6 protein-coding genes, 3 tRNA genes and 1 rRNA gene are annotated in these 11,589 nt (G+C 69.2%); 9 read left to right on the forward strand and 1 reads right to left on the reverse strand.

The features are described 5' to 3' along the window. Window positions 1–7: 7 nt before the first annotated feature. Entirely contained in the window at window positions 8–991 is a 984-nt protein-coding gene (locus AC3RJ8_RS01585) for an NAD(P)H-quinone oxidoreductase (protein ID WP_489714224.1), read from the reverse strand. 169 nt (window positions 992–1,160) lie between these two features. Between AC3RJ8_RS01585 and AC3RJ8_RS01590 the strand changes: the two genes are divergently transcribed. The 9 genes from AC3RJ8_RS01590 to AC3RJ8_RS01630 all read left to right on the forward strand — a co-directional run bounded on the left by AC3RJ8_RS01590 (window position 1,161) and on the right by AC3RJ8_RS01630 (window position 11,165). Further along, on the forward strand, window positions 1,161–4,757 hold the full coding sequence (locus tag AC3RJ8_RS01590) for a sensor histidine kinase (RefSeq protein ID WP_489714225.1): 3,597 nt from the start codon (window positions 1,161–1,163) through the stop codon (window positions 4,755–4,757). Window positions 4,758–4,859: 102 nt separating this feature from the next. Continuing rightward, window positions 4,860–5,309: a roadblock/LC7 domain-containing protein gene (locus AC3RJ8_RS01595; RefSeq protein WP_489714226.1), complete on the forward strand. Its 450-nt coding sequence runs from the start codon at window positions 4,860–4,862 to the stop codon at window positions 5,307–5,309. 8 nt (window positions 5,310–5,317) lie between these two features. Beyond that, window positions 5,318–5,734, forward strand: a complete 417-nt coding sequence (locus AC3RJ8_RS01600; RefSeq protein WP_489714227.1) for a DUF742 domain-containing protein — start codon at window positions 5,318–5,320, stop codon at window positions 5,732–5,734. Between the two features lie 307 nt (window positions 5,735–6,041). Continuing rightward, a complete protein-coding gene (locus AC3RJ8_RS01605; RefSeq protein WP_489715549.1) occupies window positions 6,042–6,695 on the forward strand; it encodes a GTP-binding protein in 654 nt (217 codons plus the stop codon). A gap of 86 nt (window positions 6,696–6,781) precedes the next feature. Then, a tRNA-Ser gene (locus AC3RJ8_RS01610) sits at window positions 6,782–6,869 on the forward strand. 142 nt (window positions 6,870–7,011) lie between these two features. Then, a tRNA-Ser gene (locus AC3RJ8_RS01615) sits at window positions 7,012–7,103 on the forward strand. Between the two features lie 156 nt (window positions 7,104–7,259). Next, window positions 7,260–7,332, forward strand: a tRNA-Arg gene (locus AC3RJ8_RS01620). Window positions 7,333–7,548: 216 nt separating this feature from the next. Then, the gene (gene putP / locus AC3RJ8_RS01625) at window positions 7,549–9,054 is read left to right on the forward strand and encodes a sodium/proline symporter PutP (protein ID WP_489714228.1); all 1,506 of its coding nucleotides are present in this window, start codon (window positions 7,549–7,551) and stop codon (window positions 9,052–9,054) included. 584 nt (window positions 9,055–9,638) lie between these two features. Further along, window positions 9,639–11,165 (forward strand): 16S ribosomal RNA (locus AC3RJ8_RS01630). The last annotated feature ends 424 nt before the right edge of the window (window positions 11,166–11,589 follow it).

An 11,589-nucleotide genomic window follows, 5' to 3' on the forward strand; every position in this document is an offset into this window, starting at 1 on the left:
CCCCAGCTCAGGGGACGAGCAGCACCTTGCCGAACACCTCGCCGGACTCCAGCAGGTCGTGAGCCGCCTGTGCCTCGTCGAGCGGAAGTCGTGCGTGCACCACCGGGCGCAGGCGCCCGTCGGCGATCATCGGCCAGACGTGCTCGCCGACCGCCGCGACGATCTCCGCCTTCTCCTCGGCGCTGCGCGAGCGCAGCGTCGTGCCGGTGACAGTGGCGCGCTTCGCCATGAGCCGGGCGAGGTCGAGGTCACCCGTGCGGCCCTGCTGCAGCCCGATCACCACGAGCCGGCCCCCGGGGGCGAGCAGCCGGACGTTGTCCGGCAGCCCGCCGCCCCCGAGCACGTCCAGCACGACGTCGGCGCCCCGGCCGTCGGTCGCCTCCCGGACGGCGGAGACGACGTCCTCGCTGCGGTGGTCGACGACTGCGCTCGCCCCGAGGTCGCGGCAGCGTGCGGCGCGCTCGGGCCCACCCGCCGTCGCCACGACCCGGGCGCCGAGGGCCGCACCGAGCTGGACCGCGACGCTGCCGACGCCGCCCGAGCCGCCCTGGACCAGGAGCGTCTCGCCGCTGCGGAGCCGGCCGGTGTCGACGAGGTTGGTCCACGCCGTGCACACCGCCTCGGGGAGGGCACCCGCGTCGACCAGGTCGAGGCCGGCGGGCAGCGGCAGCGTCTGGTCGGCGCGGACGATCACCTGCTCCGCGTAGCCCCCGCCCGCGAGGAGCGCGACGACCTCGTCGCCGACTCGCCGGGTCGACACGCCCACGCCGAGGCGGCGGACCGTACCGGATATCTCAAGTCCCGGCCACTCGGGTGCACCGGGCGGCGGAGGGTAGAGTCCGGCGCGTTGTAGCAGGTCAGCACGGTTGACGCCACTCGAAGCGACCTCGACCAGTACCTCCCCGGTGCCCGGTTCGGGTAGGTTGACGGCTGTTGTGGTGAGTTTCCCTGCGGGGCCTTCGCCCGATATCGTGACGGCTCGCACAGTCATGGAGGCTACTCGCCGCGCGGTGTCGAGCAGCGAGAGCGGTCCCAGCGAGTGCGATGAACATCGGAGTCGAGCGGCTGGATGCCCCTCTGCTCCGAACGATCAGTGATGGAGAGAGGTCCCCATGCTCCGCAGGTTGGGCGTTCGCGGGAAGATCCTTGCGACACTCGCCGTGCCGATCTTCGTCCTACTTCTGGCCGCCACGTACATCTCGTGGGGCGCGCTGCAGGACGCGGTCGAGGCCGACCAGACGTCGGGACTGGTGGACAGCCTCGAGCTGCAGGACCGGGCCGGTACCGCGATGGCGTCCGAGCGCGCGCTGGCGGTGGCCATGCTCAACGGTGTCGATGACGCGAAGGACCGGCTCGTCGAGGCGCAGGAGCAGACCGACGAGGCCGTGGACGCCCGTAACGAGGCGTTCCGCGCGCTGGACACCGACCTGCTGAGCACGAACGTCCGCGACGCGATCAACGCGACGCTCGAGGACCGGCGTGCTGTCGACGCCCTGCAGACCGACGTGATCGCGGGCCAGATCCAGCCGGCCTCCGCGACGGCGCAGTACAACGAGCTGATCGAGCGCGCGCTCGACGTCCCCCGCGCGCTGTCGGCCGCGTCGACCGACTCGACGCTGGCCGAGTACCTCAACGCCTACGTCGCCATGGACGAGGCGATGCTCGCGAACACCTACGAGCGGCCGATCGTGGCGCTGGGCATCGCGAACGCGGCCAGCGCGGCCACGGCGGAGGACCGCAACGCCGACCTCATGAGCCAGATGGTCACGGCGCTGAACACCACGGACGACCTCCGGGCGGCAGCGCAGGACCGCGTCGACCGTCTGGGCCTGGACATCCAGCTCCCGGAGTACTCCGAAGAGCTGGACAACCTCCGGTTCCAGCTCCAGTACCTCGACTTCTCCCGGCTCGACCAGGGTGATGCGGCGAACTGGGCGGAGCTCTCCCAGGCCTGGGTCGACGAGATGCAGCCCGTGCGCGACGAGGTCCGTGCGGCGACCGTCGACTACGCGCAGAGCGAGTCGTCCTCGGCCCGTACCCAGGCGCTCGGTACGCTCGCCGTCACGTTCGGTGTCGTGCTGCTGTCGCTCCTCATCGCGCTGGTCATCGCCCGCCGGATCGTGACGCCGCTGCAGCGTCTGACCACCGCCACGGCCGACGTGCGCGAGCGCCTGCCCCAGATGGTCGAGCAGATGGCGGTGCCGGGGCAGTCCCCCGACATCGACCTGGTGCAGATCCCCGTCGAGTCCGACGACGAGATCGGCCGCCTGGCCTACGCGTTCAACCAGGTGAACGAGACGACCATGTCGGTGGCTCGGGAGCAGGCCGCCCTGCGTGGGTCCATCGCCGAGATGTTCGTCAACGTCGCGCGTCGCGACCAGGTGCTGCTGAACCGTCAGCTCGCGTTCCTCGACGAGCTGGAGCGGTCGGAGGAGGACGCGAGCACGCTGTCGAACCTCTTCCGCCTCGACCACCTCGCCACCCGGATGCGGCGCAACGCCGAGTCGCTGCTCGTCCTGGCCGGCATCGACTCCGGTCGACGGGTGCGCAACCCGATGCCGGTCTCCGACGTGATCCGGACCGCGTCGTCGGAGATCGAGCTCTACGACCGCGTGCGGCTGAGCCTGCACGCCGATCCGCACATGCTCGGCCACAACGCGCTGAACGCGGCGCACCTCATCGCCGAGCTGCTCGAGAACGCGACGATGTTCTCCGAGCCGCACACGCCCGTGGAGGTCTCGACGACCCGTGACGAGCGCGGCGTGGTCGTCACGGTGCGCGACCACGGTCTCGGGATGTCGGCGGAGGAGATCGCGGACGCGAACACGAAGGTCGCCTCGACCACGGCCTCGGACGCGGTGGGCGCCCAGCGCCTCGGCCTCTTCGTGGTCGGCCGTCTGGCCGTCCGGCTGCGTGCCGTCGTGGAGTTCAGCGCGGGGGCGAACGGCAAGGGCACCACCGTGACGGTGGCGTTCCCGCCGGAGCTCTTCCTGTCCGACGAGGCGGTCCCGCTGCCGCAGCCGACGGACCCGCTCGCGACGTCGACGCAGCAGGCGGTCGCCCAGTTCGGCCAGGAGCCGGCGCAGGCCGGTCTCGCTGACGCCGCGCCGGCGACGGTCCCGGCCGACCCGCGGGGTGCGTCGAGCCCTGCGGCGCCCGCGCCCGCCTACGCACCCGAGCCGCAGTTCACGGGCGACGCCCCGCGCGCCGAGACGTCGTCGCTGGCGATGCCCGACGCCCGCCCGCGCCCTGCCGACAACGCTCCGGCCCGCTCGGCGTTCGGCATGGCCGAACCGGAGCCGCCGACCGCCGAGCCGGTCGACATCGACGCCCTGACCGACGGCACGACGCGCACCGGGATGCCCCGCCGCCGTCGTGCGGACGAGGGGCCGCCGACCGAGTCGATCGTGCTGCCGCCGCTCGCCACGCCGCACATGGACGAGTCCGCGCAGGCGGCGGCCGAGGACGGGTCGTGGACGCCGCCGGCCGAGGTCGAGCCGGCCGCCAGCTCGTTGCCCAGCCGCCAGCGTCCCGCCCCCGGCACGCAGGAGCCGGACGCCCGGTCGGGCTCCCTGCCGCTCCTGCCGCAGGACGAGCCGGTCGCCGCGCCGATCGAGCCGGAGCAGCGCACGGGCCTGTTCTCGAGCTTCCGTTCGATGGAGCGGCTCGAGGGCTCCCCCACCGAGGGAACGTTGCAGCTCGACGCCGTGACGGACGACCCGGCGGACGTGCCGGTCGACCTGAGCCCGTCCGAGGCGGACACCGAGTCGGTCCGGTCGCCGGTCGACGACGCCGAGGCGCCGGCGGACGACGTGCCCGTCAGAGACGTGCCGATCGGTACCGCGGGTGCGCCGGAGGACGAGGGCTACACGACCCTCCCGGCGTTCGAGGACCTGATGTCCGACCTGCCGACCCGGCGGGCGGACGCCCCGCAGCAGCAGAGCGCGCGGAAGCGTGGCCTCTTCGGCCGCAAGCCGGCGGTTGAGGAGACCGCCGCGGCTGCCGCGGACTCGGTCACGCGGGGGTCCGGGCCGCAGCCGGTCGGGTCGGTCGGTGGGGTCGACCCGCTGACGACGCCGACCCTCGCGGTGCGGCAGGAGCCCGACGCCGAGGTGGCGGGTCGGCCGGCACCCGCGTCGGCCCCGGCGAGCACCGGCTGGCCGAGCCCGACGGACGCCCCGGGCCCGCGCCCGTTCGTGCCGGAGCCCGCGACGACCCCGGCACCGGTGGCCTACCAGCCGCCGGTCGTGGAGGACGTGCCCTACGCGCCGCCGCCGCAGCAGGCCGAGCCGGCACCCGTCGCCGCCGAGCCCGCGCAGCCGGCTCCGGCGTTCGCGGCGTCGGCGGACGAGGGCCGGCCGGTGGGCAGGTCCTACGGCGAGTCCGTCCTGCCGCTGCGCTCCACCGGGGAGGCCAAGGCCGACCCGCTCGACCCCCAGTACGTGCCTGACACCGTCGAGGCGCGCTCCGAGTGGATGGCCTCGGCCGTCCTGTACGAGGAGATGTCCACGCTCATGCAGCGTGGTGTCTTCCAGGAAGAGAACGTGACGACCAGCAACGAGGAGCAGACGTACCGACCGACCGCGGTGGCTTCGGAGGCCGCGAACGGCTTGACCCGCCGGAGCAGGACCGCTGAGCAGACCGCCTCGGCGGACCGCTTCTCGGCCCGCATCGAACGTGATCCGGAGCAGCTGCGCGCACGGCTGTCGGCCTTCCAGTCGGCAACCGCCCGTGGCCGTTCCGAGGCAACCGGGTGACGGGGCCTCGACGGATGACCCCTTGACCGTGAATGATGTCCCCTGGATCGTCTCCGCAGCAGCGGTGACCTGCGCACTCAGCGCACCTGACGAGGAGGAAGCGTGACCCTCAGTACTGAAGCGACCAACTTCGGGTGGCTTCTCGACAACTTCGTCCGGACCGTGCCCGGCAGCCGCCACACCCTCGTGGTGTCGGCGGACGGACTGCTCATGGCGATGTCGGACCACCTCGACCGTGTCAGCGGCGACCAGCTCGCCGCGATCGTCTCGGGGATGTCGAGCCTCACCCGTGGTGCGTCGCGCCAGCTCAGCGGTGGCAACGTCCGGCAGGCCATCATCGAGATGGACAACGGGTACCTCTTCCTGATGAACGTCTCGAACGGTTCCGTCCTCGCCGTCGTCGCCGAGGCGAACTGCGACATCGGGCTCATCGGCTACGAGATGGCGTTGCTGGTCTCGCGGACCGAGGCGACCCTCACCCCGCAGCTCATCTCCGAGATGCGAGGCAGCCTTCCCGTCGACGGCACGACGCGCTCAGCGCAGGTTGGATGAGATAGAGGATGACGCACGCACCGTTCGGTTCCCTGGGCTCGCACTCCGCGGATGGCTACGAGGCTTCCACGGTGCGTCCCTACGCGGTCACGGGTGGCCGGGTCCGCTCCTCCCTGTCCGACCTGCCTCTCGAGGCGCTGGTCGAGGTGATGCCCGGGGCGGTCAGCAGCTTCGGTCTCACGCCGGAGAAGCGCGCGATCCTGCAGCACGCAGCGCACACCTACGTGTCGATCGCGGAGCTCTCCGCCCTGCTCAAGCTCCCCCTCGGGGTCGTCCGCATCCTGGTGGCGGACATGCAGGAGGAGGGCCACATCACCGTGCACACCTCGGCCCCGGTCAATGTCCACACGGGCCACGGCAGCAACCACTCGGGGCTTTCCCTGAGCGTCTTGGAGAGTGTTCTCAATGGCATTTCCACCCTCTGACAGCGCGTCGCCCGGTGGGTCCGCCGGCCTGGCCCCGAGCTGGGCGCCGGTCTCCTCGCCGGCCGGCGGCGGTTCGCCGTCGCCGTTCGGCGTGACGAGCACCGGCACGCCCGTCCGGCAGAGCGTGCTCGGCGGCGCGCCGCGGACCGAGGCCGACGTGCAGGCCGCCCCGCAGGGCGCCGGCGGTCCGCAGGCGCCCGTGGCGCCCAGCGCTGCGCAGGCCCCGGCCGCACCCGCTCCGTCGAACGGTGCGCCGGCCATGGCCTCCACGGCGACCAACGGCGCGGTCGGTCAGCAGACGGCACCGATGAGCCAGGCGCCGCAGCAGGCCGCTCCCGGGGGGCAGCAGCAGGCACCGGCAGCCGCCGCCGGACCTGCCCCGGAGTCCGGCGCCGCCGCGCCGACGGTCACGAAGATCGTGGTGGCCGGTGGCTTCGCCGTCGGCAAGACGACCTTCATCGGTTCCATCTCGGACGTCGAGCCTCTCAACACGGAGGCGGCGATGACGGAGCACTCCGTCGGCGTCGACGACGCGGGCGGCGTGACCGACCGCAAGACCACGACGACGGTCGCGATGGACTTCGGGCGGGTGTCGCTGCCCGGCAACCTCTGGCTGTACCTGTTCGGGACCCCCGGCCAGGACCGCTTCCTGTTCATGTGGGACGACCTCGTGCGCGGTGCGATCGGCGCGGTCGTGCTGGTCGACACGGACCGCCTCGAGCAGTGCTTCCCGGCCATCGACTACTTCGAGCAGCGCGGTGTGCCGTTCGTGGTGGGCGTCAACTGCTTCGACGGTGTGGCCAAGCATCGCCTGGAGGACGTGCGCGAGGCGCTGCAGATCCCGGCGCACGTCCCGATGCTCTACACGGACGCGCGGTCCCGGGCGGCCACGAAGCAGACGCTGATCTCCCTGGTGCAGCTGGCGATGCGGCAGCTTCGCACGGGCGGTTCCTCGAGCTGATCCTCGACGGCGGCCGGTCCGTGGGCTTCCACCCACCGACCGGCCGCCGTTCGCGCTGTGCGGCCCCGGCTAGACTGCGGGGCCTGGGAGGGCTGACAGAGCGGCCGAATGTGACGGTCTTGAAAACCGTTGTGCGGCAACCCCGCACCGGGGGTTCGAATCCCCCGCCCTCCGCCGCGACGCCGGGCCTGCGCGCACCCTGGGTGCCGGCCCGGCGGGCCAGGGGATGCCGGTCGGCCCCTGGGCTTTTGCCCCGCAGGCCTTCCGACGGGTACTGTGGTCGCCGCAGCACAGGCGTCGTTGACGGTCGCTGCGAGGAGACGTCGCATAGTCTGGTCTAGTGCGCCACCCTGCTAAGGTGGTAACGGGGCAACCCGTTCGGGGGTTCAAATCCCCCCGTCTCCGCCAGGAAGACTCCGGAGCTCGACGCCCGGGGTCTTTTCTGTTGCTCGAGGATGCCGGGCACCAACCGTGGTGTCGGTCACGATGGCGGTTCCCGGTTTGGGGATCGGCATCCGGCACGGTAATGTTCTCGTCGGCCGGTGCGACAGCATCGGACAGTCTGCGCCCGTAGCTCAACGGATAGAGCATCTGACTACGGATCAGAAGGTTGGGGGTTCGAATCCCTCCGGGCGCACAGCGAGAAGACGGCTCGATCCTGACGGATCGGGCCGTTTCTCGTTGTCGACCCCGTGGGGTGGTTCCGCAGCGAGGCCCACCGACGACGGCGATCCCGCGTCGGGTGGAACAGACCTGGCCCCCGCCTGTCGCGATCGACGCGGCGGGCGACCCGGACTGCGACGGTGCAGTGCGGGTCAGACGCTGCACGACGCACGAGAGGGTGAACGATCGCATGAGCGATCAGACCTGGACGACCATCGCCATCGTGGCCTATCTGGCCCTGATGCTCGGCATCGGCTACGCGGCCTTCCGCCGGACGAACGATCTCGACGACTACATGCTGGGCGGCCGCCGCCTGCGCCCGGGTGTCGCGGCACTGAGCGCCGGCGCCTCGGACATGTCGGGCTGGCTGCTGATGGGGCTGCCCGGTGCCATCTACGTGGCGGGTCTCGTGGAGGCCTGGATCGCGATCGGGCTGACCATCGGTGCGTGGCTCAACTGGAAGTTCGTGGCGCCGCGTCTGCGGGCCTACACGGAGGTCTCGAACAACTCGATCACCATCCCGAGCTTCTTCGAGAACCGCCTCCGTGACACGTCGCGGCTGCTGCGCGTCGCCGCCGGTGCCATCGTGCTGGTGTTCTTCACCTTCTACGTCTCGTCGGGCATGGTGGCCGGCGGGACCTTCTTCGAGAGCTCGTTCGACCTGAGCTACACGACGGGCCTGCTGGTGGTGGCCGGCGTGACGCTCGCCTACACGCTCTTCGGAGGCTTCCTGGGGGCGACGTGGACGGACGTCGCCCAGGGGATCCTCATGCTGCTGGCGCTCGTCGCGGTGCCGATCGTCGCGGTCGTGGAGATGGGTGGCTGGGACGTCGTGCGCGAGGGGATCCTCGCCGCGGACACGGAAGCCGCCGCCGATCACCTGTCGTTCGTCGCCGGCGCGTCGGTCTCCGGCATCGTGTCGGCCCTAGCGTGGGGGCTCGGCTACTTCGGCCAGCCCCACATCATCGTCCGCTTCATGGCGATGCGGTCGCCCGCGGACGCCACGGCGGGCCGCCGGATCGGCATCTCGTGGATGATCCTGACCGGTGCGGGCGCCGTCATGACCGGACTCATCGGGGTGGCGTACGTGAACGTCAACGGCGTGACGCTCGACAACCCCGAGACCGTCTTCCTGTTCCTCGCCCAGACGCTCTTCCACCCCGTGGTCGCGGGACTGGTCCTCGCGGCGGTCCTCGCCGCCATCATGTCGACGATCTCCTCGCAGCTCATCGTCTCGTCCTCCGCGTTGGTCGAGGACCTCGCCAAGATGCTGACCAAGAGGGAGCTGTCGGCGGGCACGCAGGTGATGCTGGGACGCGCCGGCGTCCTCGCGGTGGCCCTGGTCGCCGGAGTCATCGCGCTGGACCGGACGACGACGATCCTCGATCTCGTCGGGTTCGCCTGGGCAGGCTTCGGTGCGGCCTTCGGCCCGGTGGTCCTGCTCAGCCTCTACTGGCGCCGGCTGAACCGCTGGGGGGCGCTGTCCGGCATGGTCGGCGGTGCGGTGGTCGCCTTCGTCTGGGGGCAGAGCGCGCTGGCGGACTCGCTCTACGAGATCATTCCCGGGTTCGTGGTGGGCCTGGTGGCCGCGGTCGTGGTCAGCCTGGTGACCGGTCCTCCGGGAGACGAGGTCGAGCAGGAGTTCCAGGAGGCACGGCGCGTGGCAGCGGGCGCCACACCGGCGACGGCCGGCTGACCTTCCCGGCAGGACGACGGCGCCGCCCGGCCAGTGCTGGGCGGCGCCGTCGGTCGTCCTGCGGAGCACCGCGGACCGTCCCGCGGCCCTTGAGCGGAGGAGTGGCGCGCGCCACGTCCGGCCGCGTTGACGTCGGGGCGGGAACCTCTGTAGTGTTCTCTGAGTCAGCCCGACGGGCCGACGGACACCGAGGAGACAGCCACTGAGGCTGGGTACCGGTGGCCGGGCCGGGGCTGGAAACCACATCCTTCTGGATCAGTCGCGCTGAGCGCGTTCTGATAGTGTGGGGCGGGTTCGGTTTCAACCAAAATGGCACGGATCGATAAGGTTCGAGCGATTTGCCGGGAGAAATTCGAACTGCTAAGTTTGAGGGGTTGCCCCGGATGGGGCCGGGACGGGAAGTTCTGGTCTTGGATGGTGTGCGTCGGTTGTTTGAGAACTCAACAGTGTGCTTGATAGTCAATGCCAAATTTTGAACCTTTTTGGTTCCTTTGGACTGGATTGAACAGCTAGTCTGTTTGGTCTGGCCAGTATCGATAGGCGACTGGTGGCCCTCTTTGGGGGTTGTTGGTTGTTTTCTCTCTTTTACGGAGAGTTTGATCCTGGCTCAGGACGAACGCTGGCGGCGTGCTTAACACATGCAAGTCGAACGGTGAAGCCCAGCTTGCTGGGTGGATCAGTGGCGAACGGGTGAGTAACACGTGAGCAACCTGCCCTCCACTTCGGGATAAGCCTTGGAAACGGGGTCTAATACCGGATATGAGCATCTGCCGCATGGTGGGTGTTGGAAAGTTTTTCGGTGGGGGATGGGCTCGCGGCCTATCAGCTTGTTGGTGGGGTGATGGCCTACCAAGGCGTCGACGGGTAGCCGGCCTGAGAGGGCGACCGGCCACACTGGGACTGAGACACGGCCCAGACTCCTACGGGAGGCAGCAGTGGGGAATATTGCACAATGGGCGAAAGCCTGATGCAGCGACGCCGCGTGAGGGATGACGGCCTTCGGGTTGTAAACCTCTTTCAGCAGGGAAGAAGGCCTTCGGGTGGACGGTACCTGCAGAAGAAGCGCCGGCTAACTACGTGCCAGCAGCCGCGGTAATACGTAGGGCGCAAGCGTTGTCCGGAATTATTGGGCGTAAAGAGCTCGTAGGCGGTCTGTCGCGTCTGGTGTGAAAACCCGAGGCTCAACCTCGGGCTTGCATCGGGTACGGGCAGACTAGAGTGCGGTAGGGGAGACTGGAATTCCTGGTGTAGCGGTGGAATGCGCAGATATCAGGAGGAACACCGATGGCGAAGGCAGGTCTCTGGGCCGCAACTGACGCTGAGGAGCGAAAGCATGGGGAGCGAACAGGATTAGATACCCTGGTAGTCCATGCCGTAAACGTTGGGCACTAGGTGTGGGGCTCATTCCACGAGTTCCGTGCCGCAGCTAACGCATTAAGTGCCCCGCCTGGGGAGTACGGCCGCAAGGCTAAAACTCAAAGGAATTGACGGGGGCCCGCACAAGCGGCGGAGCATGCGGATTAATTCGATGCAACGCGAAGAACCTTACCAAGGCTTGACATGCACCGGACGCTGCCAGAGATGGTGGTTCCGCAAGGTCGGTGCACAGGTGGTGCATGGTTGTCGTCAGCTCGTGTCGTGAGATGTTGGGTTAAGTCCCGCAACGAGCGCAACCCTCGTCCCATGTTGCCAGCGGGTTATGCCGGGGACTCATGGGAGACTGCCGGGGTCAACTCGGAGGAAGGCGGGGATGACGTCAAATCATCATGCCCCTTATGTCTTGGGCTTCACGCATGCTACAATGGCCGGTACAGAGGGCTGCGATACCGTAAGGTGGAGCGAATCCCAAAAAGCCGGTCTCAGTTCGGATTGGGGTCTGCAACTCGACCCCATGAAGTCGGAGTCGCTAGTAATCGCAGATCAGCAACGCTGCGGTGAATACGTTCCCGGGCCTTGTACACACCGCCCGTCAAGTCACGAAAGTTGGTAACACCCGAAGCTCATGGCCCAACCGGTTCGTCCGGGGGGAGTGGTCGAAGGTGGGACTGGCGATTGGGACTAAGTCGTAACAAGGTAGCCGTACCGGAAGGTGCGGCTGGATCACCTCCTTTCTAAGGAGCACATACTGCTCACCTGGTGGGGTTCTGCCCTGGGGGTGGGTGGTCATGCACAGCCATCGTAGGCGCCGAACGTGTGTCTGGTGGTTGCTCTGGGTGGAACATTGACTGTTTGCGGTGCGCTGGGTGCGTGCCGGCTGCTAGTACGTCTGCTGCTTCGGTGGTGGGTGGGAACGTGGTCGGTGGCCTCTGGTGGGTCGTGTGAGCACACTGTTGGGTCCTGAGGCAACCGGCCTGCGTGGTCGGGTGACCTTTGATGGATACGGGTCGTTGGTCGGGTCTTCATACCGCTTCGCGCGTCGTGCCGGGTCGTTGCTTCTTCGGGGGTGATGGTTGGTGGGGTGTGTGGGGGTCGGGTGGGCCTGGTGGCCGGCGGGACCGTCCGTTGCTTGAGAACTGCACAGTGGACGCGAGCATC

The organism is Isoptericola sp. MSGPD8_1_ISO-PGPR-S23-394, from assembly GCF_058072785.1.

What these genes read in the sequence shown, in the direction of transcription:
- AC3RJ8_RS01600 (WP_489714227.1), top strand. Translation starts at nt 5,318, where the DNA reads ATGACGCACGCACCGTTCGGTTCCCTGGGCTCGCACTCCGCGGATGGC.
- putP (WP_489714228.1), top strand. Translation starts at nt 7,549, where the DNA reads ATGAGCGATCAGACCTGGACGACCATCGCCATCGTGGCCTATCTGGCC.
- AC3RJ8_RS01585 (WP_489714224.1), bottom strand. Translation starts at nt 991, where the DNA reads ATGACTGTGCGAGCCGTCACGATATCGGGCGAAGGCCCCGCAGGGAAA.
- AC3RJ8_RS01605 (WP_489715549.1), top strand. Translation starts at nt 6,042, where the DNA reads ATGAGCCAGGCGCCGCAGCAGGCCGCTCCCGGGGGGCAGCAGCAGGCA.